Origin of the sequence: Limibacter armeniacum, assembly GCF_036880985.1 — a bacterium.
GTDB classification, from domain to species: Bacteria; Bacteroidota; Bacteroidia; order Cytophagales; family Flammeovirgaceae; genus Limibacter; species Limibacter armeniacum.
The window spans coordinates 264,255-288,095 of record NZ_JBAJNO010000003.1 but is presented as its reverse complement, the minus strand read 5'-3'; the positions used below and the strand labels follow the sequence as shown (position 1 = coordinate 288,095).

General features: G+C 40.5%; 21 protein-coding genes. 9 read left to right on the top strand and 12 right to left on the bottom strand.

Going from position 1 to position 23,841, the window contains the following annotated elements:
* The first annotated feature begins 138 nt into the window (after positions 1 to 138).
* The 7 genes from V6R21_RS03500 to V6R21_RS03470 all read left to right on the top strand — a co-directional run bounded on the left by V6R21_RS03500 (position 139) and on the right by V6R21_RS03470 (position 4,053).
* Positions 139 to 636, top strand: coding sequence for an OmpH family outer membrane protein (locus V6R21_RS03500; protein WP_334240945.1), 498 nt, complete (start codon positions 139 to 141; stop codon positions 634 to 636).
* 121 nt (positions 637 to 757) lie between these two features.
* Positions 758 to 1,012 carry a hypothetical protein gene (locus tag V6R21_RS03495; protein ID WP_334240943.1) on the top strand — a complete coding sequence of 85 codons (255 nt, stop codon included), beginning with the start codon at positions 758 to 760 and terminating at the stop codon, positions 1,010 to 1,012.
* A complete protein-coding gene (locus V6R21_RS03490) occupies positions 1,005 to 1,319 on the top strand; it encodes a hypothetical protein (protein WP_334240942.1) in 315 nt (104 codons plus the stop codon). Before V6R21_RS03495 ends, V6R21_RS03490 begins: the two co-directional genes overlap by 8 nt.
* 108 nt (positions 1,320 to 1,427) lie before the next feature.
* The gene (locus V6R21_RS03485; RefSeq protein ID WP_334240941.1) at positions 1,428 to 1,898 is read left to right on the top strand and encodes a hypothetical protein; all 471 of its coding nucleotides are present in this window, start codon (positions 1,428 to 1,430) and stop codon (positions 1,896 to 1,898) included.
* A gap of 293 nt (positions 1,899 to 2,191) precedes the next feature.
* On the top strand, positions 2,192 to 2,716 hold the full coding sequence (locus tag V6R21_RS03480; RefSeq protein WP_334240938.1) for a hypothetical protein: 525 nt from the start codon (positions 2,192 to 2,194) through the stop codon (positions 2,714 to 2,716).
* Positions 2,710 to 3,135: a hypothetical protein gene (locus V6R21_RS03475; protein ID WP_334240936.1), complete on the top strand. Its 426-nt coding sequence runs from the start codon at positions 2,710 to 2,712 to the stop codon at positions 3,133 to 3,135. Before V6R21_RS03480 ends, V6R21_RS03475 begins: the two co-directional genes overlap by 7 nt.
* A 207-nt stretch (positions 3,136 to 3,342) precedes the next feature.
* On the top strand, positions 3,343 to 4,053 hold the full coding sequence (locus V6R21_RS03470; RefSeq protein WP_334240933.1) for a hypothetical protein: 711 nt from the start codon (positions 3,343 to 3,345) through the stop codon (positions 4,051 to 4,053).
* A gap of 20 nt (positions 4,054 to 4,073) precedes the next feature.
* On the opposite strand, the gene V6R21_RS03465 is transcribed toward V6R21_RS03470, so the two are convergent.
* Both V6R21_RS03465 and V6R21_RS03460 read right to left on the bottom strand, forming a co-directional pair.
* A complete protein-coding gene (locus V6R21_RS03465; protein WP_334240931.1) occupies positions 4,074 to 4,580 on the bottom strand; it encodes a transposase family protein in 507 nt (168 codons plus the stop codon).
* 15 nt (positions 4,581 to 4,595) lie between these two features.
* Positions 4,596 to 4,994: a transposase family protein gene (locus V6R21_RS03460; protein ID WP_334240929.1), complete on the bottom strand. Its 399-nt coding sequence runs from the start codon at positions 4,992 to 4,994 to the stop codon at positions 4,596 to 4,598.
* Between the two features lie 134 nt (positions 4,995 to 5,128).
* On the opposite strand from V6R21_RS03460, the gene V6R21_RS03455 reads away from it, so the two are divergent.
* Positions 5,129 to 6,058, top strand: a complete 930-nt coding sequence (locus V6R21_RS03455; RefSeq protein ID WP_334240927.1) for an alpha/beta hydrolase — start codon at positions 5,129 to 5,131, stop codon at positions 6,056 to 6,058.
* Positions 6,059 to 6,126: 68 nt separating this feature from the next.
* On the opposite strand, the gene V6R21_RS03450 is transcribed toward V6R21_RS03455, so the two are convergent.
* Positions 6,127 to 6,462, bottom strand: coding sequence for a HopJ type III effector protein (locus V6R21_RS03450; protein ID WP_334240925.1), 336 nt, complete (start codon positions 6,460 to 6,462; stop codon positions 6,127 to 6,129).
* A gap of 297 nt (positions 6,463 to 6,759) precedes the next feature.
* On the opposite strand from V6R21_RS03450, the gene V6R21_RS03445 reads away from it, so the two are divergent.
* Positions 6,760 to 7,956 carry a hypothetical protein gene (locus V6R21_RS03445; protein ID WP_334240924.1) on the top strand — a complete coding sequence of 399 codons (1,197 nt, stop codon included), beginning with the start codon at positions 6,760 to 6,762 and terminating at the stop codon, positions 7,954 to 7,956.
* A gap of 100 nt (positions 7,957 to 8,056) precedes the next feature.
* On the opposite strand, the gene V6R21_RS03440 is transcribed toward V6R21_RS03445, so the two are convergent.
* The 9 genes from V6R21_RS03440 to V6R21_RS03400 form a co-directional block, all read right to left on the bottom strand.
* On the bottom strand, positions 8,057 to 10,213 hold the full coding sequence (locus V6R21_RS03440; protein WP_334240920.1) for a M3 family metallopeptidase: 2,157 nt from the start codon (positions 10,211 to 10,213) through the stop codon (positions 8,057 to 8,059).
* Between the two features lie 171 nt (positions 10,214 to 10,384).
* Positions 10,385 to 11,650: a DUF4861 family protein gene (locus tag V6R21_RS03435; RefSeq protein ID WP_334240919.1), complete on the bottom strand. Its 1,266-nt coding sequence runs from the start codon at positions 11,648 to 11,650 to the stop codon at positions 10,385 to 10,387.
* A 48-nt stretch (positions 11,651 to 11,698) separates the two neighbouring features.
* The gene (locus V6R21_RS03430) at positions 11,699 to 13,372 is read right to left on the bottom strand and encodes a glycoside hydrolase family 28 protein (RefSeq protein ID WP_334240917.1); all 1,674 of its coding nucleotides are present in this window, start codon (positions 13,370 to 13,372) and stop codon (positions 11,699 to 11,701) included.
* 24 nt (positions 13,373 to 13,396) lie between these two features.
* Positions 13,397 to 15,052, bottom strand: coding sequence for a glycoside hydrolase family 43 protein (locus tag V6R21_RS03425; RefSeq protein WP_408612968.1), 1,656 nt, complete (start codon positions 15,050 to 15,052; stop codon positions 13,397 to 13,399).
* A gap of 2 nt (positions 15,053 to 15,054) precedes the next feature.
* Positions 15,055 to 16,005: a pectinesterase family protein gene (locus tag V6R21_RS03420; protein WP_334241021.1), complete on the bottom strand. Its 951-nt coding sequence runs from the start codon at positions 16,003 to 16,005 to the stop codon at positions 15,055 to 15,057.
* Positions 16,006 to 16,028: 23 nt separating this feature from the next.
* Entirely contained in the window at positions 16,029 to 17,264 is a 1,236-nt protein-coding gene (locus tag V6R21_RS03415) for a glycoside hydrolase family 88/105 protein (protein WP_334240916.1), read from the bottom strand.
* A complete protein-coding gene (locus V6R21_RS03410) occupies positions 17,251 to 18,573 on the bottom strand; it encodes a pectate lyase family protein (RefSeq protein WP_334240914.1) in 1,323 nt (440 codons plus the stop codon). Before V6R21_RS03410 ends, V6R21_RS03415 begins: the two co-directional genes overlap by 14 nt.
* 155 nt (positions 18,574 to 18,728) lie before the next feature.
* Positions 18,729 to 20,357, bottom strand: a complete 1,629-nt coding sequence (locus V6R21_RS03405) for a RagB/SusD family nutrient uptake outer membrane protein (RefSeq protein WP_334240911.1) — start codon at positions 20,355 to 20,357, stop codon at positions 18,729 to 18,731.
* A gap of 12 nt (positions 20,358 to 20,369) precedes the next feature.
* Positions 20,370 to 23,477, bottom strand: coding sequence for a SusC/RagA family TonB-linked outer membrane protein (locus V6R21_RS03400; protein WP_334240909.1), 3,108 nt, complete (start codon positions 23,475 to 23,477; stop codon positions 20,370 to 20,372).
* Between the last annotated feature and the right edge of the window lie 364 nt (positions 23,478 to 23,841).

Sequence of the window (23,841 nt, the reverse complement as noted above, 5' to 3'; positions counted from 1 at the left end):
ACGGTTTACAACAACGCATATAGCTTATAGCGGGTAAAGGCTTTCGCTCCACAGCCAGCTTTGGTTTCGCTGGACAGGACAGTGCTTCGAAACCGCCACAAGCCATATGCAAAACGTTGGCGTGCATCAAAAAACACCATGAGAAAGATTCTCTTCATATTAACATTGTTGCTTTCCGGACTGACAACACTTGGACAAACCAAACACGGGTATATCGATTATGACAAAGTGGTTCAAACACTTCCTGAGTACGCAGCTGAACTGAAACATTTAGAGACAAAAAATAGACAACTACAGGATTCCCTCAACGCAATGATGACAGAGTATCAGGATTATTTACAAAATGGAATCCCGCACAATGTCGAACTTGACTCGACCGACAAAGTTTCTCTTGAGAATAGAATTAGAAACATGGGTAAGAAAATTCAGGACTTTCAACAAAACGCCCAAGTCGAAATTAACAAAGACCAAAAGTTAGTCGAGACCAAATTGAAAGATTTAATTACTAAAGAACTAGAACAATACTGTTTGGACAAGGACATAGATTGCGTAGTAGATAAAAAAGCAATACTGCATTGTTCGAATTGTACTGACTATACTGACGACTTTGTAAACTATTTAAATAAAAGAAAATAAAGCAACGACACGCCAACAAAACCTATACGCAATGCGGGCAATAGTGTTAAATTGTAAACCTAAAATTTAAACAAACATTTCGGTAGGCTGACAAAGTGGGCTTCAAAACCCCACTTTTGATTTGGCCTACCTAAATGAGCGTGGCTTAAAAAGTGATACTTCAAAAGTCGGATTGATAGGAAATATTGACTATAATAAAGAAAGAGTTAGAGTTGGAGCAGTAAGCCCGTCATATGATTTAAAAAGATTAATAAATTCCTATAACATAGGTATTTCTCAGAGACAAAAAACACCAGATGATTGTAAGGAACGTAAATTCAAACCTGCTGCAATCACAGAAAGATCCTTTGATTTTGATTTAATAAAGAATGACTAAAAAACTAAACTCAACGATTTCGATTATTTTAAGCATTTTGTGCTTATTGATAATTATATGGATAAATATAAAAATTGCTAATCGGTATTTATCAGCTGACGGAAAAACTCAAGCGCTTTTCGGACTAGTTGGGATACTTAGTTTTTCATACAAATATTGGTTTATTGGATTAAGTTTTGGTTCAATTCTCACATCGATTTTAGGTAAAAGAAAAAATGAGGGGAAACAGTTTTTTGGGATTTCAATGACTTTAGGTATACTTTCAATGATAATAATATTTACTCCAATTTGGAGATTAATGATATGATTAACAAATAACCACAGCCAACACTGTATATGTTTCAGTACCACACAAGGCTTTCACATTGCCAAAGCCCCGAAACATATACTTCACGTTAGCTGCAAGCAAAAAAAAATGAAACGACTGAAAATAATATCGTTGATTTTAATTCTATTTCTAGTGTCAGGGTGTTCCTATGTCAGCGATTTTTTTATATATAATTTGTCAAACCAGGCAATTACAATTGTTTATACTTTGACAAAACCTTCATCTTATGGAATGTTTATTACTAATCCAGATGTCTACAAGATAAATACTGAAAACGAAGAAAATAAGCTAACCAAAGTTGAAAATGAAATGGTGAAATATTCTTCTAGTACACAAACAGTGACTTGTACCATTAATTCAAAAGAGGCACTTAGGATTGGTAATGAAATCAACTTCACATTATCCAACTATGATGAAAGAAAACAAATCGGTGAAAACGTTGGACAACTTACAATAACAAGGATCACAACATGTGATACCCTGACCTGTAATGGAAATTATATTTACCTATTACTTTCAGAATTAGACGACAATAAATTTGGAATTAGAATTGAATAAAAAAAGCCAGCAGCTAACAATGGCCGATAGTTTAGCCACAGCCTCGAACTCCATCCGTTTCATTTTTTAATACTCCCTTCTAGCGTGAAGAAAAAGCCGGATCGAACAAAGTAGAAGGAGCAGCACTTCCCGACGGTACCTGTTTTACTTTCACACACTGTGCCTCGCCAAAGAAACGCTGTAAAACAGCTTATAACATGTGCTATCAGTTTATTAAATCTTGGGTTAGTACTATATTGGAAAGGGTTAAGCTTGAACAAATGATAGCTTGTTGTTGTGAGTAATACTTTTTAATGGGACAAAGAGGCAATTATATTTTAAAATCTTCCGATTCGACAAAAATCTACTACACTCATTGGAGAGCTAACAAGATTGCTTGTGATCTTCTCTTAGGTAGTCAAACTTTTATCTCTTTTATTAAGGAATTTGATTTACATGACGAACTCCTTGATGAACCTTGGATTGAAGGAGCTGTTTACGTTGACCTTGAAAATAAAGAAATTCTTTTTTGGGAAATGGAACTTCTACCTAATTATAGTGTCCGAGAGACCTACATGAAAGAACTAAAAAATATATGGAAAGGATGGAATGTCGAATATGCCGAAAAGGCTATGTATGATATTGAGACTAAACTCAATATTGCTTATTCAGATCGACAAGAGGTTGAACTAAGCCAAATTGAATTAGACCAAATCAAAGATGATAAACCAGAAGAGTATACTTCTTGCCAAGTGCTTTTAAAAACAAAAAAGGAATTTGGCATTATCAATCATTATAAAGGGAATGAAGAGCAAATTGCTCAATTGGGGAATTGTTAGATATCTTATCTCAAAAGTCAATTGAAAAGTTTCCTAACGAAGGTGAAATTGACGAATTCGATTTAATCGCGCTAGATACAGTTTCTAAGCAATTATGGGTCAATGATAATATCACTGGACTCGAAAATGTATTAAAATCAATATGGACTGGCTGGAACGTTAACGTAGGAAGTTTCACATACTTAGGATTGTTGAAAAACATGAAATACCAGATCGAACCTTTGAAAATGTCAGAAGACAACCTCAAAGAAAACCTTGATTGTATATTCAACAATTCAGATAATTTCGACCCAAACAAACTAGCTGTCCAATTACAAGAAACTGGAAAAGACGTTAAGTTTAATCCAAACTTCTTTGAGGACATAAAACCTAGAAAATCATTGCTAAGTCGAATCATATCAAGCTTCGGTGGAAAATAAAAACACTCACAACAAGCAGTATGATGTAATAGCTAGTAGCATGTTTCGTAGCGATTGTACTACTTGGACACCCCGGCAAATCTACGATTTGCCTACATAGTAAACCGAAACTATCTTACAATAAATTTACGCTACTCCACATACTGGAGGCGTTGTAACACATTGAAGAATGGCAATACAGGAGATTTATAAAACTTGGAATGTACAATGGGAAAAGAAGAAATTCGCTCTCACGGAAAGTACTGGTTTCCTGAAATTGTTTATGTGATTAGGGAACTTAGTAGAGTATGGAATGAAAAAGAAATTGAAATTTGTTCAGAATACTTAAAACAAGATGATAAGAAGTGGTTTGTGGCCAACCTTTTTGCTCTCCAAAAGAATATTCCTGAACAACTTTTCGAAACATTTATTGATGCTGCAATTAATGAATCAGACCCAAGCTTAAATGAAGAATATATAAGTCCTTGTTTAAGAGTGTTTGGTTTTGAACGAGTCTTTGAATTGCTTAACCAACGTTTTCAAGAGGGTAATAACCAAACTAAGATTGGTGTCTGTAAGGCATATTATTGGGCCAGGTCACCTTTAGTTCAGGTAAGTAAAGGCAATGGGCCTTGGGAAACGAAAGGATATTTTTCCAAGTGGAATGGTCATTATTATGGTGACTATGATTGGGATAGTGGGACTCACTTTGAAATGACTGAATCCGAAATTTCAGAATGCGAGGAAATATCAAGCAGACTATTAATTAAGAGAAGAAGTCTTTTAATTGAAGAGTTTTTGAAAAATCAGGATACTGACTTGCGTTATCAAATAAAGTTAGTCTTACCCGATGAAATATCATCCTTCTCATCAGAGAATAATGAATTGGCAAATTCATACTTCCATGAATTAAAGAAAGATTTTGTACCTGATAATTAGTATTTATCACGATTAACAATCTATGTATTAACAAGTCTTCTCCTTCGAGATCTGAAGTTATGTAAACCCGCTCCAATTTTCATCACTCTATCTAATGCCCCTTCTCTTCTTAGCCTGAAAATATCCTTGAGGATTCTGAGCCTTTTAATCCCGCAGATAGCATGCTCAACACGAACCCTTATACTTGCCAGCTTTCTATTCGCCTCTTTCATAAAATCAGGTAGCTCAATCCCTTTGTGTTTTTTGATAGGCACAATGAATGTAACATTATCAAGATCAATGCCCTTGAAGGCTAAGTCCCCCAGTAGCTTGATACCTTTTTTAGGAAAGGCAAACTGTTGTTGATCAAAAAGCTTTTTATCATGAATACTACCTGCTACAGTCTCAGAAAGATAGAGCACTTGCTTACCCTCTTTGTCGGTGATGACAAGGTTCTTGGTAGTATGTCTCTTCTTCTTTCCACTGTAGTTCATCTTTTGCTTTTCCGAGTCCTTTGGACGCTGTATGAGGCGTTCTACTCCATCCACTAAGAATACTTCACTCTAGTAAGGCTTAAGTTTTTTTCGAAACTCTTCCATTACATTGGCAGGTAGCTCTCCTACATAATTTAATGTTTGTAGTAAGCAGTTTCCCAGGAAATATAGCCATTCACTTACCTTACTTTGACTGATATTGAAATACAATCCTAGTGATTCTTGCGTGGGATTCTCCTTCAAGCTATATAGAATAAAAAAGAGTTTAGTCTCTATCCCTTGGAGACTGCTGTTACGGTAATCATCCAGCTTCTTCAAAGGCTTCCTGCGAGGCCTCCCTTTCATGGTATACTGCTGTAAGGCTTCAACATAAACATATGAGAAAATTCCTTCCAATTCTCTCAACTCTTCCTTGGTCAAGGACGTTAAACTCTGTAGGCGACGGGCACTTATGGATTTAGGTTTCACAACTAAATGAGTGCTTTGTCGCCTTCTTTTGTTCCTAATTCACAACTTTTTGTTAATCGTGATAATGTCTATTGATAAAGCAAATAGATTTACCATTTCTGAAAGAACGAATTGAAACCTAAGAGCCATTTTTTATGAAACTAATCAAAACAATTTCAACCCTCCTGACTTTAATTGCTTTTTCCTTCCAATTAGCGGCTCAAGTACCCAGAGACAGTAGCTATACCATACAAAGTGCTTACAAAAAAATTAAAGTAAAATACCCCAATATCTCGATACCTACAGCTGATGGTAAGCTTCAAGTTATTACCCAAAATGACCTGACCTACAAAAGAATAGGAAACCGTGAAATCAAAGCGGATATATATTACCCTACAAAACCCAATACAAAAAGGAATGGGCTTGTTTTGGTACATGGAGGAGGGTGGCGAACAGGAGATAAATCCATGATGAAATCCATTGCTGAAAAACTTGCCGACAAAGGTTATTGGGTATGCGTTCCAGAATACCGAATGTCATTGGAGGCTCCCTACCCTGCTGCTGTATATGACTTAAAGGATGCTATCAAGTGGTTTAAGTCAAGGGATTATGACCTCGAAAAAGTTGCCATTATTGGTTTCTCAGCTGGTGGACAATTAGCTTCATTGGTTGGCACTACAAACGGCATCACACATTTTGAGACGTTCACGGAAACCCCATACAACGCTGATGTACAGGCGATCATTGATGTAGATGGGGTTTTAGCATTCAAGCACCCCGTTTCAAAAGAAGGCACAATGGCTGCACAATGGCTGGGTGGAACTTATGAAGAAAAAAGCAGTACCTGGGAAGAGGCTTCTGCATTATCCCATGTAAACCAAACTACTCCTCCTACTCTTTTTATTGCCAGTAAACACCCTCGATTTCTGGCAGGACATCTTGCTTATATGGAAGCCTTGAACAAGCATGGCATTCTAATCAAAAAGGTAGAAATGGGTGATGCACCCCACTCGTTTTGGCTGTTTCACCCTTGGCATAATGCAACAATCACGCACATCTGTAATTTTCTGGATAAGGTCTTTTAAAAAAGAAAAGGCAGCCTCATAAAATGAGCACTGCCTTTGACATATATTGCTTGGTATCAACTACTGAATTATTTAGCACTTAATGCTTCTCCTTCAAATGCGATACCTTCCCAACCACTTTGCATAAAGTTGCGGATATTTTGGTGGTCTGTTCCTTCAGGATTTTGCAATACATCTACTCGGTAGTAATCTCCAAAAAGTTGTAGTGTTTGCTCAGGGCTTAGCTGTCTTAGCTTTGCAAAATAAAAGATCTTGCAAGAGCCATTATTTTGGTTTACCTCATTGACAGTTTCTCCGTTGGTAAACTTGGTTGGCGTAAACGCAAAGTGCTCATCGATATAAGCAATCACTTCTTGAAAAGAAATAGTTTGTGGTGCAGTCTTAATTTTTTCGATCAAAGTCATATAGTTATTTTTCGTCCAATTTAAGGGATTTTGCTATTTATTCGGATTAAAAATAGCTCCTCTTTCACCATAAAAAGTACAGTTATATGTCTTAGAAAGGTGAAACGTTGATATCAGCAATTCCATGTCCATAACCAATCACCTTCCTCTCCATCACACTCCATCAAATCAGCAAAACGTACCTACTTGATAAACAAATAAATACTCCTAAACCTTCAATTTTTAAACGCAACATTGTTGCTTTTATTTAATTCTAATTCAATATTTGCGACCATGTCGCATTTTAAAATTAGAATTATGAAACTAAAAAAACTTTTACTCATTACAGGTATTGCAACTTTAGGACTATGGGGGTGTAACGATGAGCATGATACGATAACTCCAGAGCAAACGGAGTACGAGTTTATCAGAATTGCAGTAACAGACAAAGTATCCAATCAGGTCACTTTACTGACACCTTATAGTGCAGGTATTGAAACATTTGAAGCGCAATACGCTTCAGGAAGAATCTATCCAACTGGATCAGGGCAATTTGCTGCGCTTATTTTCCGTGACAACAATTATGTTCAAGTATTTGACGCAGGAGTCAAAAGTCATGGAGACCATGCTGACTTGACAACTGCCGGATGGACAGATACCAGCAGTAATGGGTTAGCTCCTACACACTTTAAAAGTAAGGGGAATGAAATTATCATATTCAATGACGGATCGGGAACCTTAAGCATAGGAAACGAGAATGATTTCTATGGTGAAAATGCTACCCTGAAAGAAGTTCAGGCAAACCTTGAGGCGCATCATGGAGCAATGGCAAAATTTGACAATGGTCTTTATGCTGTAACCGAGAAAGATGGCAGTATTGCCGGTTCCCTCCCTGAGCGAGTTAGGATCATTGACCAAGATGGAGAGCTGGTTTATGCTTCCACGATACAAACCAAAGGGATTCATGGAAATGCCTCTGATGGTGGCAATGCTTTATTCGGCTCTAGAGATGGAGTATTAGTCATCTCTTCTTCAGGTACTCAGAGTCTGATTTCCTACCCTGAAACTTTTGGTGAGTCTTGGCTTGGCGCCATTTATTATGCCCAATATGCCAACAAGTTTTTTGGTTATACTAAAGACAAAGGGGTTTATGAAATTGATGTTCAAAACAGCCAAATCATTCCTTTAGTTGAAACAACGGATATGCTGCAATGTACTGCTGACTATAAAGGAGAAACCATTATTGTGACGCACTATAGCGGTGCAGTCACTACTTATAACTTGACTACAGCAACTACTCAGCACAAAGAAAGTGTTTTTGCTGCTGTAGCTTCTGATGCTGAATCACTACCAGTTGCACAAGCTACTTCCAACTTCCTTTACCTACTGTTCCCCGATCAAGGGTCAGTCAAACAGTATGACCTAACAGATCTACAAGAAACACAGACTTTTGCTGTGTCTGCAGCTCCTTTCCAGATGACTTTACTAGGTGTTGAAACCAACTACGGTCATTAATCGACTTTCAGAGTGCACCATTTGAGGTCTAATGCTGTATTTTTAGAAAAACGGGTTGCCCTTATTAGGCAACCCGTTTCTTTATTCCAATAGGTTTACATTACATTTCTGTAACTGGAAAGCCTCTTTCTCTCATCAAAGCATTGATATCTGCATCCCTGCCTCTGAACTTTCTATAGGCTTCTGCAGGGTCAAGGGTGTTTTGAGGAGCAAACAGGTATTTAACCATTTTTGCTGCCAACTCCTTATCATAAAAACCACCTTCTGTTTCCTTGAATGCCTCAACAGCATCGGAAGTCAACACGTCTGCCCACATATAACCATAATACCCTGTTGCATAACCTTCGCCCGAGAATATATGGCTGAAATGTGTAGAACGGTGACGCATCACCAGCTCTTCTGGCATATTCAACGTCTCCAACGTTTCTCTTTCGAATGCATCTGGCTCTATTGTCTCAGGGTCTGTAGTATGGTAATACATATCCATCAGTGCTGAGGCCAAGTATTCAGTTGTAGCAAAGCCTTCATTAAAAGTAGATGCTTTTTTAATCTTGGCTACCAGTTCTATGGGGATCGGTTCACCTGTTTTGTGATGCACCAAGTAGTTATTGATTACCAGATCTGTCAGCAACCAGTTTTCCAACAGTTGTGACTGGAATTCAATATAGTCACGAACAGCACCATTCAGTGTTGGGTATTTCACCTCTGATGAAAGGAAGTGCAACGCATGACCAAACTCATGGAAGAACGTTCTTGCATCATCCCAAGAAACCAGTACTGCTTCACCCGGTGCTGGTTTTATAAAGTTGGAATTGTTGGAACTCAATACATTTTGTTTACCCTCAAATGTGGTATGTGAACGATATGTGGTAGCCCAAGCACCCGAGCGCTTGCCAGGTCTTGCATATGGGTCTAGGTACCAAAGCCCGATATGCTCACCTGAGGTCTTGTCAGTTACTTCCCAAACTTTTACATCCTCATGGAATACAGGAACTGAACCTTCCTGCACTGGCGTAAACTTGAAGTTAAACAGCTCACCTGCCACAAAGAACATGGCCTCTCTTAACTTACTCAGTTGCAGGTATTGCTTTACCTCATCCGAATCGAGGTCATACTTGGCTTTTCTTACTTTTTCAGCATAATAGCGGTAATCCCAAGGCGCAATGGTAATGCCATCTCCATGCTGGTCAGCAATTGACTGCATGTCTGCCACTTCTTCTTTTACTCTGGCTACGGCAGCAGGCCACACCTTACGCATCATGGTCATGGCATTTTCTGGTGTCTTCGCCATACGGTTTTGCAATCTCCATTGTGCGAAGTTGTCAAACCCCAAAAGCTCGGCACGCTCGTCTCTGAGTTTCAGGATATCTGTGATGATTTGATTGTTGTCATGCTCATCACCATTATCCCCTCTTGAATAATAGTTTTTCCAAACCTGCTCTCTCAATTCCCTTTCATCCGAATAGGTTAGGAATGGATCCATTGACGAGCGGGTATTTGTAACTGCATACATACCTTCTTTCCCATGGTCTGCTGCGGCTTTTGCTGCCGATTTTACCAATGATTCCGGCAAGCCTCCTAACTGATCTTCAGTAAGGTATGTCACATACCCTTCTTCATCTGCCAGTACATTGCTGCTGAAATTGGTATATAACTCAGAAAGCTCCTTATTGATTGCTGCATATCGTGCTTTCCCTGTAGAATCGAGCTCCGCGCCATTGATGGCAAAGTTTGAATATGTCAATTCCAAAACCCTTTGCTGGTCTGCCTCCAATGGTGCCTCTTTTGATGCATCGTAAATGGACTTCACCCTGTCGAACAGCTGCTCATTCTGAATAATCTTGGAGCGAAAATCTGAAAGTTTTGGAGCCATTTCCTTTTGGATTTCCCTAAACTCCGGAGTGGAAAGGTTGCTACTCCATATATAATAATAGGTCAGCACCCTATCCAATGCCTTACCTGCTCCTTCCATTGCCACAATCGTATTTTCAAATGTGGGCGCTTCCGTATTGTTAGCAATTGTCTCAACCTCTTGCAGGTTCATTGCCATTGCCTCTTCCAGTGCAGGTTTCAAATCTTCCAGCTTCATCTTGTCAAAAGCAGGCAACCCTTGGTATGCACCTTTCCATTCATTCAATAGTTGATTCTCTGACAGTGTTGCTGGCTTATCCTGCTCACTGACATTGCATCCTGCCAAGGCTGTTCCCAAACAGACTGTCAGCAGAATTGGCCATTTTCTTGTAAATGTATTTTTCATGAAATTTTGAATTGGTTTATTTTCAGATAATAATATGCTAAACATTCTAAGAAAAATGCAACAATTCACTACTTAACATTGATTTTCCCATCACTGAAAGGGGGCAAACAAAAAAACCTCTCCCAAAAGGAGAGGTATTATTGATTTTGATCATCTGTTCTGCTACTAAACTTATTGACCATTGAAGTTAAGCTGTACCTCAATTGGGTTATTTAACCTGTTGACTCTTTCATTCAAATAACTGACAAACTTCTCTCGCGATGTAATCCCATTTTTTTCCTGTTCCCAAGCACCTAACAAATAATAGGTAATAGGCGCTGTGGTAGGTTTGAAAACCAACAGGTGGTCATGTTCCCCATCTACAACTTGCTGAACATCTTTGGTATTAAATATAATTGCCAAACCAAGCTTATCTTCCGCAAGGCTTTGTTCACCGTAAGTTGCTAGGTACACCCATCCGTTGGAGCTTATCAGCGATTCTATTCTATCTCCTTTTTCATGTTTTACGATTCCAGTACAAAAGCCCTCAAGCGCTTGGTTAGTGGTCACTACATGTTTTACTGCTCTATCTGATGACTGGATATTCAATACAGAAGTCAGGTCTGCTTTCTGAGCTGACGTTTCCCAACCAAAGTATGATGTTGTAATGGAAGAAGCGAGACAGTTGTTTTCTGTAATGCTACAAGTAACTGAATCGGTCTGCTCAAAATGTGCTACACTTCCGTTGATGTACTGTCCAATTGAACCGATTCCCAAAGACTTTCCGGCTTTTAGAATGTCCATTCCCCAACCGGAAGGCTCATGATAAGAGTCAAACCCATCCTGCCCTACATTTTGTAAGACAAGCGTATCAACCTTCTTTCCGAATATATCGATGGCATTTCGCCAGTCCAGATAAAAGCGGTACCCGATCTGCTCATTCTCCCAGCCAGGTCCTTCATACCTGATATAATATGAGTGGTCTGTATGCGACTCAGGCACACGCAGTGACTTTACATTTTTAAACTCTCCTCCTTCATATTTTCTACCATTCCACTCTCCGCCTTCTTTATGGGAAATTTCAGCCTGTGTTTTTTTAAGCCCTGTCACACCATTGGGTACTTTTTTTTCTTTTGCCAAATTCAACCGGATGGTTTCCTCCGGTTTGAAAGTGGCTTTCACAAGCAGTTTGTCGACCTGTTTGTCTCCATCCACATCAATATACTCCACTTCCTTCCCATCCACTTTTACAATACCTACGGCATGCTTAGCCAACGGACTGTTTGCTTCAAATCCTGTAACCTCCACCACTTCTGTCCTTTCAGACGTTAGCGGATTGGTCAAGCTGATCTCCAAGTTCGGACGGCTTGAAGTATCCGTCTCAGCTTTGGAAGAACAACCTGCAACAACAAAGGTTCCGATAGCCAAAGCAGCAATTGTATTTAAGTATCGAGTCATCATTATAAGGTTTACAGCAGTAAAAAATATAGGTTATTGATACCCCGTTTAGTTTGATTTCGGGTGCTTGATCTGAACTGCATTGGCGTTTACCTCTTCACCCAAATGAAGCTTTGAAGTCTCCATCTTGGAGTTGCTCAGTTCAATCTTATTGCTCTCATCTCCAAACACCTTGATAGATGGTTGATCTGTAATGTTACATTCAAACTTGTCCAAACTGATATCTTTTCCGTTGAAAAGGATCAACGCAGGACCTTTCTTTTGTAGCACTTCTACCCCCTTCAATGAGATGTTTTGGGCATCAATCATCGTGATTCCTTTTGAAGCTTCCAGCATTACATTCTCCATATGGATTTCTTTCAATTTCATTTCCGGCAATCCCTGAAAAAATGCAGCAGCTCCCGAACCTGTTGAGGTGATGTCCTTTATATAGATATTCCTGAAAGACGGTGTTGTAACAGTCACCGGAATTGGTTGTGCCTTCACTCGCTCGTTGCTGAAACTGCCATCTTCCAGCACAGGTGATTTGCCCTCATAAAAAAGGTTGAACCTAATAGCCTCCGTTTTGATATCGACCATTTCAATATTGGAGATGTAGATATTCTCTACAACACCGCCTCTACCTCTTGTACTCTTGAACCTGAGTCCACAATCTGTTCCTATAAAAGTACAATTGGATACGTGCACATTCTTTACACCGCCTGACATTTCACTTCCCACTACAAAACCACCATGAGCATGATATACTGTATTGTTTTTGACGATCACATTTTCAGTTGCCATACCACGCTTCAAGCCGTCCTCATTCTTTCCAGACTTGAAACAAATGGCATCATCTCCCACATCAAAGCTGTTGTCATGGATTACCACATTTTTACAAGACTCCAAGTCCAAGCCATCTCCATTTTGAGAATACCAAGGGTTACGGATTGTCAGGTTTCTTAGTGTCACATCCTCACACATCAGCGGGTGTAGGTTCCATGCAGGAGAGTTCTGGAAAGTGGGTCCGTCTAGCAATACTTTCTTACACCCAACCAAGCTCACCATTACCGGTCTCAGGAAGTCTCTTACCTCCAAGAACTCCTCATATGTTTTCAGGTCTGGCACTCCAAAATTTCCTGTTGATTTGGCTCCTTCTTTTGCCTGCTCTGACGGGTACCATGTATTGCCATCATCACTCACAACCCCTCCAGACTTTACTTTTTGATGCCACTGTGCAGCAGTCAATTTTGACTTTTTGACCAATCTCCATGAATCTCCCGCACCGTCAAAAACACCCTCTCCCGTGATCGCAACATTTTCAAGGTTCTTGCCATTGATTGGAGAAGTACAACGGTATGTTTCCAAACCTTCATAACTTGTCTCCACGACTGGATACTTGTCAAAATCGTCATCAAATATCACCAAAGCGCCTTTCTCTGTATGCAGACGAATATTGCTTTTCAGGCTAATTGGCCCTGTCTTCCAAATCCCTTTTGGAATCAGTACTGTCCCTCCTCCTTTTTTCGCTACGGCATCAATCGCTTTGCTGAATGCTTCCGTGTTATCAACCAATCCATTTCCTACAGCTCCATGCTCCTTGACATTGACCATATGCTTTGGAAATAATGGTTCCTTTACTTGAGACATCTTAAATTCCAGCCCTTTATAAAGGTCAGTTTGTGCCCATGCATTCAGCCCAATAAGGCAGAAGCACATCAATATTATTGCCTTTCTTCTCATGTCTAAATATGGTTTCTTTGATTTCTAAATATCATCTACAGGCTCAAACCTGAACCAATCATAATTGGCATATCCTGAGTCATTTATTTGCGCTTCCCTTTGGGCAAAGATGCCTACTTTAGCACCAATCCATCTTCCCGGTTTTGCTGTAAACGCCTCATCTATTTCTGTAAATGCCTGTCCATCCGTACTGAAACTGAACCTACATTTGCCCTTTCCTGAAACGGTTACCCGCAGGTGAAGCTGATTTTCCTTTAGCTTTCTGATTACTGTTACTTTCTCCTTGTTTCCATGCCTAACATCAGATGCCGTCGCATAAATAAGGTAAATGCCATCCGCCTTTGAGATCATTGATAAATGAGCATAGTCTTCTCCCATTACGATCAGTCCTGTTCGCTCATGTTGCATTTTGTTATTTGGAAAGAAAGTAACCTTGGTTGTTGCCTTGAAAGCAGAAGCCGGAAACTTCTGAAGCAACAGGTTAGGAGCATTCCACAGACTTGTAGCCGTATCGGGAAGCATATCAGTATAAAGTCGTAGGTATCCTTTTGCTCCATTGGCTAATGCCCAAGTAGCTTTAGGGTTTGCCTGCCACTGCCATTGAAGACCTAGTTTATTTTTATCAAACTCATCCGAGTCTAGAGGAGTCTTTAGCTGTATTTCACTTTTTACTGTCGGCTTTCTATATGATAAAACCGGTTTGCCTGTACCATTTCCATCCTTATCCTCTCCAATTACAGGCCAGTCACTTTTCCATTTCATCGGTTGTAGGTGCACGATACGTCCATACGCCTCAAGATCCTGAAAGTGAACAAACCATGATTCTCCCGATACGGTCTCCACCCAACCACCCTGATGTGGTCCGTTGATGGGTGTATCTTCCTGTGCCATCACGATACGCTCTTCGTAAGGCCCATAAATGTTTTTTGACCTTAGTACCAATTGCCATCCAGTTGAAACACCGCCGGCTGGTGCGAAAATATAGTAGTAGCCATTTCGCTTGTAAAACTTCGGTCCCTCCACTGTTGGGTGTTCTTCATGTCCATCAAATACAATGGTCCCTTCATCCAACAGTTGAGTCCCTTCCTTATTCATTTGATTGATCACTAGAATACTTTTTATCCCTGCTCGGCTACCTGCAAAGGCATGTACCAGATAGGCGTTTCCATCTTCATCCCAAAATGGACATGGATCGATTAGCCCTTTTCCTTCCTGTACCAAAATAGGGGTTTCCCAAGGACCTGCGGGGTTATCTGATTTGACCATATAAATGCCAAAGTCAGGGTCTCCATAATAAATATAAAACTGTCCATTATGATGGCGGATAGCGGGTGCCCATACGCCATTTCCATGTTGAGGGACTGAAAAGTGCTCAAATGGAGGCTGTCTCTTTAATGCATGTCCAATCAGTTCCCAATTCACCAAATCTTTGGAATGAAGTATCGGTAAGCCTGGAACTGCATTGAAACTAGAGGCTGTCATATAGTAATCTTCACCAACCCTACAAATATCAGGATCGGAGTAATCGGCATGCAGTATTGGATTTTTATAGGTTCCATCACCTTGATCGGCTACCCACACCTTGGAGGTCGTAGGACTGTCATGTTGAGCCATAACAGCACCTCCGTATGCTGCCAGCAAAAAAGTGAAGGCGATATGGACAATTTTGTTTACAGACATTTTTAGTTCGAATTGATATTGGGTTCCCAATCACCCAATATGTTTTCCAATGTGTATTTCTCTGTTTCCGCATCTGAAAGCTGATGCGACCACGCTACCCGACTTGATGGTGCTGCGCCAGTCCCCTTGGAATTATGCTCTGCATAAAAGGCCGTCTGTTCTGCATTAGGCTTGTTCCAGTTGTGCCAACCTTCCTCCTTGATATGCTGATCCAATGTGCAATCAATCAGTACAGTCTGTGAAAAAGATCTCCAAGGTCGCCCTAAGTACACTGACTTTTCGGGTGCATCTCCTGTAAATCGGCAGTCAATAAAGACAAACCCATTTTGAGCACCCTCAATTGTACTGGCTGCCGTTACATAGTATCCGCCCTTTTTCGAAAAGATTTCGCATTGTTCAAAAACTGCAGTGGACCAACCGAAGATAAAGTCTGTGGTACCTTCGATATAACAGTTCCTGTAATACTGTCTGCTGTTTTTGCCATGGGGGTACAAAGTATCTTGAAAGCCAAGAAAACGGCAATTTTCAAACAATACCTTGTCGCCATCTATCCGCACTGCCACAGCTTGACCAACAGGCCCCGATGAGTTTTCAAAAGTCAGGTTCTTGGCTGTAAACCCATCTCCAAAAACATAGAAACTAGATGAACCTGAGGTTCCCATTTCTTCTCCAAAACGGTTCAACTTTTTGGCATAATCATCATAGGTGATCACGGTTTTGGAAGCATCCTCACCAATCATCATTACATTGGTTTTGGAGGCTGGTAGAATAAGTTTTTCCTTGTAGACTCCTGACTTGATAAAAATAGTTGTTACGGCTTTCCGGATATCAGGAACAGCATTAATGGCTTCCTGAATGGTCGTGAAGTCCCCGGACTTGTCCTTTGCTACCACAAAATCATACTGAACTGAAGCATGGACAACCGGGGAACTTACCAGCCACAACCAAATCATTATAAATATGAAAATGAAATTCTTCAAAGTGCTGCGTTTTTCTGATCTGCAAATTGTGTCTCATAGAGCAATGAAGCCATGATAAATGGTCCGACACCTTTTGGGTCGTTGTCCCTTTTGGGCTCATTGATATAATATTCATAAGTACCTGACCTGTAGGGCGTACCTCCCAATCCTGCTACGCCACAGATATTGGTCAGGCTCACGGTTCCGTCTTCTTCATATTTCACAAATTGAGAAACGACACCTTTATAAGCCTTTTCAGCAACAGGTTTGTACTCATCTGACAGATAGCCTTTCTGCACTCCCTTCAGCAAGAAATAGGTAAACATGCTTGAGCAAGAGGCTTCCAGATAGTTTCCATCTTCATGTGCCTTGTCCAATACTTGCCACCAGACTCCTGTTTCCTCATCCTGATAGCGGACTACCGATTTAGCCATCTTGTCCAGAATATTTAAAATCACTTCACGCTTAGGGTGGTCTTCAGGGAAATAGTCCAAGACATCTACCAATGCCATTGCCAACCATCCCATGCCACGCCCCCAGAAATGAGGAGAAACACCTGTCTCAGGATTAGACCAACGTTGTGTCTTACTCTCGTCCCAACCATGATAGAAAAGCTCTTTTTCATTATCCCAAGTGTACTTGTCGATCAGGTAAAACTGTTGTGCCACATCATCAAACAAGGCAGGCTCTTCAAACTCAGCGGCATACTGTGCCAGCATGGGTGATCCCATATACAAACCATCCAGCCACATCTGATTCGGATAGCGTTTCTTATGCCAGAAACCTCCCTCTGCAGTACGAGGATGTTCCTCCATCTGGCTTCTCAAAGTATCCAAAGCCAATCTGTACCTGTCGGTTGACTCCTGATTGTACAGTGTAAAAAGGAACTTACCTGCATTGAGCCTATCAATATTGAAATCGCTTTTCTTGTAAGTCAGGATCGAACCATTATCCCTGATCATTGAGTCTGCATAGCTCTTGGCATAATTGTAATACTTCTCATCTCCTGTCTTTTGCCATACCTGAAGTACCGCTAAGCAGATCAGTCCGTTAGTGTATTCCCATTTTGGTTTTTCCCTGAAGTCAATCAGTCTTGGGTCTGGGTTTCTCTTCAGTTCAGCATCACTCATCTGAACAAAAAGAGGTACTGTTGGTGCTGTTAATGTTGCTTCTGCTGACTGCTTCCTATTTCCTGACTGGCTACTGCAGGCAAAAAGGAAAAGGAGCATCACGCATATATTAATTCTTTTCATCTCTTTTCATTTCCAATAATTGATTCAGATAGATTTCGATATTTGAGTAGGATTCACTTAGGTTATTACCTGCATGATCATCTGGGTTATTGGGGTCTAGTCCATTGGATATTTCCCAATCATCGGGCATTCCATCACAGTCCTTATCTGTTGGCACTTCTCCTGCTTTCAGCTCACACCACCCCCCAACTTCTGTTTGTGAATCAATGATTCCTGACTTTCCATAAGTTGCCTTTCCTTCCAAAACTTCCTTGACAATACGCTTATCGATGCGATCACGGTGAAGAGACGCACCTGCCTGTGAAAGCACACTTTCAAAAGCTGCTTCAGCTGTTTGCTGATGAATCGGTTCACTAAGCACTGGCGTTTGTCGTAGGTTTCCTCCTGTAATTCCCTTACTGTTATCTGCTGTAATTTCAGCGTTCGCAGTAAACACATTACCGGACAAGAAGTAACTGCCGTAGGGCTTGAATGGATCCATAATCCTGAACTTGGAATTGGAAGTTGCGGGACCTGGCTTGTAATAGTTGCTTACCATGTTATGGTTCCCTTCTTCACCACCATAAGAGCTATTCTCTTTCCAGTTATAAATCACATTGTTTCTGAAATCCACTATCTCCTTTTCTGGCTCTCGGTGGTACCTTGCCCCACAAAACCTTGGGTTCCTGCTTTTATGGTGTGCTAACAGGTTATGGTGAAAAGTAGCTTTCTTCCCTCCCCAGATACCTCCATATCCATGCTCACCTTTCTTATGCACTGAGCTGTTCAGACTTTCCGAAATGATACACCACTGAAGTGTGAAGTTTTCATTGTCGTAGCAAGTAGCGGTTTCATCGGTACCCCAACTGAAAGAGCAATGATCCACAATGATGTCCTTCTGTTTCCTTATGCTCAAGGCATCTCCCTCAACTTGGGCTTCATCTCCCATTCTGATTCGCAGATAACGGATAATAATATTACCTGCTTTTACATTTACAGGATAGTTTCTAATACAGATCCCATCTCCCGGTGCAGATTGACCCGCTATTGTCAAGTTGCCATGCTTTATCTCAAGCGGAGATTCCAAGGCTATATTCCCTGCTACAGCAAAAGTGATTATCCTTGTCTCAGAACTGCTTACTGCTTCTCTCAAACTCCCTTTTCCACTATCGTTCAGGTTGGTTACAACCATTACTTCCCCCCCTCTGCCACCAGTGGTGGACTTTCCGAAACCTTCCGCTTCAGGAAAAGCCAGTCCCTGACCATCAACATGACAGCTGATAAGCATGGCAGCATGAAAAATCAGCATTTTATATAGCAGTCTGTTCATTTGAAAAATCCCTTTTTGAAAGGTGTTATAGGTTCAGATTATTTGAATAAAGGAAAAAAGGTTCCAGTCCTGAACCATTGGCTCAAGCAGTTATGGAGAAAAATGGGCAGGCTCAGCATTTTGATGCCTGCCCCTATATCTAAAAAAACTTATGCTTATTGGTAAGCTGGGTTTTGTTGGAAACCTTTATTCTGGTTCAAGTCAATTGCCTGCTGTGGAATCGGTCTCAGGATTTTCTTCTCACCGTTGCTACCATCAAAGTTAGAAGGCTCAATCAGGCTATTGTAAGCAGATGCTCGCTCAAGCAGTTTGCCAGTACGCTTCAAGTCAAACCATCTGTGGTACTCGCCCAATAGCTCTCTGCCTCTTTCGTCCAAAATGTAGTCGATATCAAACGCTGCTGCAGCTGCCGGTGCTACACCTGCACGGTTTCTTACTTCATTCAAGCGATCAAGCCCTACTGCTGCATTGCCAACGCCTAGGTATGCTTCTGCGGCAATCAGGTAAGTCTCTGCCAATCTTGATACAACAAAATCACGTGCACTTACTCTACCATTGTCTCCTCTACCTCCAAATCTCGATTCAGGGTCATCAAACTTCTTCACAATAATTGTGGTATAATCACTCAAGATTTCTGCACCATCTGGATCATGCGTTCCATATGCGTGATAAGATGCCTCAGGATGTTCGGCCATATAAGCGGCTTCGTCTTCAGCAGTAAACCATGAAGGTGCATAGAAGTGAGCTACTGTTAATTCTGAATGGTCATCCACATCAAAATAGTCATAGTATCGATCGTATACTTCTGTCATAAATGTTCCTTCCCATCTCTCATCACCTTGTTCATAAAGGTCTAGCGCAAACCTTGTCGGACATAGGTTGTATGACTTCCAAGGTGCATCGCCTGCTACATCAGAGCCACCTAAGTATGGGCCAAAGAAACCTTGTTGCTGATTACCTAATCTGTTATCCGCTGTTCCAATTGAACCAGAACTAAACTGCACCGAGAAAACCACTTCTGAGTTCATCTCATTACCAGGCGTCCACAGTTCTTCAAAAGAAAGAGAAAGTGGTTGCCCTCCGATAACTGCATCTGCATAACTTGCTGCTTTAGCAAAGTCATCACCTGCTGCAAATGACTCATATGCTCTAGTCAAGTGAACTTTTGCCAGCATATGCTGAACAGCTTTTTTATTCACTCTCCCGTCAAACGCACCATCCTTTACAGCTGCCAATGCCTGCTCTAAATCCTGAATAATAAAAGCATAGATGTTTTCAGCAGACTCTCTTTCATATTCCGTAATCGCTTCTTCCAAAATGGCATCAATCTTACTGACACCCCCATAGGTTTGCACCAAAAGGAAATAAGCTGTAGCACGAATATATTTTACCTCACCTACATACTGAGGAATCATATTATTTTGCTCAGTAAGTTCAGCATAGTGCAATGCTGTGTTTGCCTGCTGAATTGTCTTGAAGCAGTTTGAGTATAGAAAATCTACTCCTTCTGAAGAAGGGTTCAACTGTGTATATTGACTCAAACCTGTAGGCGCTTGGTCTCTGCCTTCTCTGTACAGGTCTGTACCCGCTACAAAAAGCCAAGGATCTTGTCCATATATTTCCCGAAGTGAGGCATAGTTGGCATTCACCAATGCATTAAAGCCTTCCTCCGTTACATAAAACTCTTCAGCTGTTACATTTGATTTATTCTGTTCTTCCAGAAAGTCATCGCATGACGTGATGGTAAACAACCCCAACGCCATCAGTATTAATATCTTTTTCATGTTTGATACAGATTAAAATTTAAGACTCATACCAATTTGTGTTGTGATGTTACTCACTCTACCTACAGAGAAAGATGCTTCAGCCCATTCTGGATCCCAGCCTGTATAGTCTGTCATCACAAATGGATTCAATACATTTACATATACTCTCATTGACTGAAGTTTCAATCTAGACAGTGCATTACTTGGCAAAGAGTATCCTAGAGAGATATTATTTACTTTAATGAAAGATGCATCTTTGTAGTACCCTACACCATCATTTCTCCAATAGGTACCTGCATTTCTAGGTTGTGGGTAAGAGTTGGAATATTGAGCTTGAATACCTGCTGTATTTTCAGGTACATACCAATCTGCGATATCCAGCTTTTGACGACCTCTATCACGAACATCTTCAAAGTTGGCGTGGAAGTTACTGTATGCCAACACTCCTTCTACTGCTGAGATAGTCAGGTTCAAATCAAAGTTACCTACATTCAATCTTGAGATAATACCTGCTGTCCAGTCAGGGTTAGAAGAACCTAAGATTACCCTATCATCTTCAGGTGAGATTTCACCATCGCCATTGATATCTTTAACCTTGGCCTGACCTGGCTCCTGATTGTAAGCACTAGCCTCATCAACCTGACCAGGTTGCCAAATACCATCAAACTGATAGTTATAATGTGAATCAATGGACTCACCAATAAACCATCCGTTTCCTACGTCATCATTTTCTGACTGACCATAAAGAGATTCAATTGAGTTTGTATTTTTAGTAAATGTAAATATAGTCTCCCAAGTCACTAGTCTTGACTGAACATTCGTTGTAGTCAACATCAATTCTACCCCTGTATTTCTAACTGATGCAGAGTTTGCAGCAATAGACTCAAAGCCTGATTCAAAAGGTAGTTTTTGTTGCACTAACAATCCATCTGACAGACGGTCATACCAATCAATACTACCTCTGATTCTATGTGAGAATAAATCATAATCTACCCCTAGGTTAAGCTCCTTTGTTTTCTCCCAAGTCAGTGCCTTGTTGGCAATGGAAGAAGCTACCCAACCATTTGCAGCAGATCCATCAAAGTCATAGTATGTTTGTACATCCAACGTGTTAGAGGTCGAGTAAGGAGATATATTCTGGTTACCTGTTGTACCATAACTCACTCTTAGTTTCAAATCAGAAATCTTATCAACTCCTTTCATGAAATTCTCATTACTTACTCTCCATGCTAATGCAGCTGAAGGGAAAGCATTCCATTTGTGACCTTCTGCCAATTGAGATGCACCATCCCAACGGTTTGTCACTGTCAATAAGTAGCGATCCTTATAAGTATAGTTAGCACGAACTGCAAAGGAAGCCAGTTGAGCCTGTCTGAAATAGTTATTGATATTATGTGTAGCCATGTCACCTGACCCTATGTTATAGAAGCCAGTTTCAAACGGCTGGTCAGTAGAAGCAAACTCCGATACTTCTGTTCTATCAATATAAATACTCTGCAAACCCAATAGGTTGAAGCTATGATCTCCAATTTCTTTATTGATATTTACTTGGTTATCCCAAGTAAGGTTGAAGTTCTCATAGTTAGTCATGGCAGAAGAAGCTAAATCATTATTATTCGCCCCTACTTCCGTTAGAACTCCCCAGAACTCACCTCTTCTATAGGTTTTCAATCCTGTTGAAAGCGCTGACTTTACATTGATCCAGTCTAGGATGTCATACTGTGCATAGATATTTCCCAACAAGTTCCATTGTCTTGTCTCATCACTAGAGTTATCAATCTGTAAGAGTGGGTTGTATGTACTTGTTTTGTCAGCTGCAGAAGTGCCATCAGGGTACTGAAGTTTACCTGGCTGTGCATAATACTCCCCTTCAATTTCATTTCCATTTTCATCTATTGCCCAAGGACTCAAGAATGGGTTCAGACGAAAAGCATCACGCATGGCATCCTTACTACCTCTCTCAATATTGCTTAGTGAAATTGCAAAACTACCCCCTACTTTCAGTCTGTCACTCATTTCCTGATCAATGCTTGATCGTAGTGTGAACTTCTCCAACCCTTCATTCTCAATATTACCCGTTTCCTGTTGGTAGCCTGCACCTAACGTATAAGAAGACCTGCCATTTCTGTGCGTAATTGACAAGTAACTGTTAGACTGCATACCTGGCTTCAAAACTGCATCATACCAGTCATAGCCATCATTGTTATCCATACGCTCACGCAGAACAGCATTCTTACTTGGCGATACTACTTTGTCATAAAACTCTTCAGATGTCATACCTTCCGAATAGTTAGTCGCCAAATAAGCTGACATATGGTAGTACTTCCATTTTTCAGGACTCATCATCTTAGGCAGTCTTGCCGGATTCTTAGTGCCATAAAAAGTGTCGAATGAAACAGTTGTACCACTTGGAATAGATGCTCCACTTTTAGTCGTAATCAAAACAACACCATTGGAACCTCTTGATCCGTAAATTGCTGCTGAAGAGGCATCTTTTAGGATGTCAATCTTTGCAATGTCCTGAGGGTTCAGGAAGTCTATACCATCTGTGATTACTCCATCCACCACATATAATGGTGCGTTAGCACTACTGTTCACTGTGTTTTTACCCCTAATGGTCAGATTGAATCCATCACCTACACGACCCGTTGAGTTGTTGATCTGTACACCTGCCACACTACCTTGGAGTGCTTGAATCGGGCTGGTAGTTCCTCTCTCTGCCAATACAGCTGCATCAACGCCCGCCACGGAACCTGTCAGATCCTTTTTCTTGACAGTACCGTAACCCACTACTACTACCTCCTCCAAGGCTTCCATATCTTCAGCCAGTGAGACGTTAATAGCGCTTCGTCCGTTGATTTCAATTTTTTGAGTTACATAACCTATATAACTTACTACCAAAACGCTTTCTCCTTCTGATACCAATACACTGTATCGCCCATCAAGGTCAGAGATTACACCTTTGGTAGTTCCTTCAATCATGATGTTCACCCCCGGCAGTGGTTCGCCTGCTTCTGTGGAGATTGTTCCTGTTACTTTTGTTTGAGCCATCAAGGCAGTTGAAAGCAAGAGCGCTCCTATGGTAGCGATCAGTTTCATGCCTGTAGAGTAGCCATGATATCGTAGTTTCTGATACATGATAGTACAATTATTTAAAACATGTGTTGTCGTTTTTAGTGTTGGGTTTAGTCAACAGCTTTGGGTTATTCGCATCGATGGAATAGTCAAATCTGAAAAAATAGGCTGTTAGTGTTTATTCATAAATTAACATATGTATAGCATTTTTTTGGGAATGTATCAGTATGCCCAAAACCACCCTATAACTGCATTAATGGCATAGTTTAACTACCAATACTTATATTCATATTTTTTCAGAATAGTGAATTTTGGAATAACTACATAGAAAGCGACAGGTTAAAAAGTGTATTTCCTACAAAAAATCACATTTTAGAATCCCTAAAATATTGGCAAGTTCATTAGGCAGTCTTTCTTTATCTATACT

What these genes read in the sequence shown, in the direction of transcription:
- V6R21_RS03430 (WP_334240917.1), bottom strand. Translation starts at nt 13,372, where the DNA reads ATGAGAAGAAAGGCAATAATATTGATGTGCTTCTGCCTTATTGGGCTG.
- V6R21_RS03500 (WP_334240945.1), top strand. Translation starts at nt 139, where the DNA reads ATGAGAAAGATTCTCTTCATATTAACATTGTTGCTTTCCGGACTGACA.
- V6R21_RS03485 (WP_334240941.1), top strand. Translation starts at nt 1,428, where the DNA reads ATGAAACGACTGAAAATAATATCGTTGATTTTAATTCTATTTCTAGTG.
- V6R21_RS03415 (WP_334240916.1), bottom strand. Translation starts at nt 17,264, where the DNA reads ATGAAAAGAATTAATATATGCGTGATGCTCCTTTTCCTTTTTGCCTGC.
- V6R21_RS03445 (WP_334240924.1), top strand. Translation starts at nt 6,760, where the DNA reads ATGAAACTAAAAAAACTTTTACTCATTACAGGTATTGCAACTTTAGGA.
- V6R21_RS03440 (WP_334240920.1), bottom strand. Translation starts at nt 10,213, where the DNA reads ATGAAAAATACATTTACAAGAAAATGGCCAATTCTGCTGACAGTCTGT.
- V6R21_RS03400 (WP_334240909.1), bottom strand. Translation starts at nt 23,477, where the DNA reads ATGTATCAGAAACTACGATATCATGGCTACTCTACAGGCATGAAACTG.
- V6R21_RS03435 (WP_334240919.1), bottom strand. Translation starts at nt 11,650, where the DNA reads ATGACTCGATACTTAAATACAATTGCTGCTTTGGCTATCGGAACCTTT.
- V6R21_RS03470 (WP_334240933.1), top strand. Translation starts at nt 3,343, where the DNA reads ATGGGAAAAGAAGAAATTCGCTCTCACGGAAAGTACTGGTTTCCTGAA.
- V6R21_RS03420 (WP_334241021.1), bottom strand. Translation starts at nt 16,005, where the DNA reads ATGATTTGGTTGTGGCTGGTAAGTTCCCCGGTTGTCCATGCTTCAGTT.
- V6R21_RS03425 (WP_408612968.1), bottom strand. Translation starts at nt 15,052, where the DNA reads ATGTCTGTAAACAAAATTGTCCATATCGCCTTCACTTTTTTGCTGGCA.
- V6R21_RS03490 (WP_334240942.1), top strand. Translation starts at nt 1,005, where the DNA reads ATGACTAAAAAACTAAACTCAACGATTTCGATTATTTTAAGCATTTTG.
- V6R21_RS03410 (WP_334240914.1), bottom strand. Translation starts at nt 18,573, where the DNA reads ATGAACAGACTGCTATATAAAATGCTGATTTTTCATGCTGCCATGCTT.
- V6R21_RS03480 (WP_334240938.1), top strand. Translation starts at nt 2,192, where the DNA reads ATGGGACAAAGAGGCAATTATATTTTAAAATCTTCCGATTCGACAAAA.
- V6R21_RS03405 (WP_334240911.1), bottom strand. Translation starts at nt 20,357, where the DNA reads ATGAAAAAGATATTAATACTGATGGCGTTGGGGTTGTTTACCATCACG.
- V6R21_RS03455 (WP_334240927.1), top strand. Translation starts at nt 5,129, where the DNA reads ATGAAACTAATCAAAACAATTTCAACCCTCCTGACTTTAATTGCTTTT.
- V6R21_RS03450 (WP_334240925.1), bottom strand. Translation starts at nt 6,462, where the DNA reads ATGACTTTGATCGAAAAAATTAAGACTGCACCACAAACTATTTCTTTT.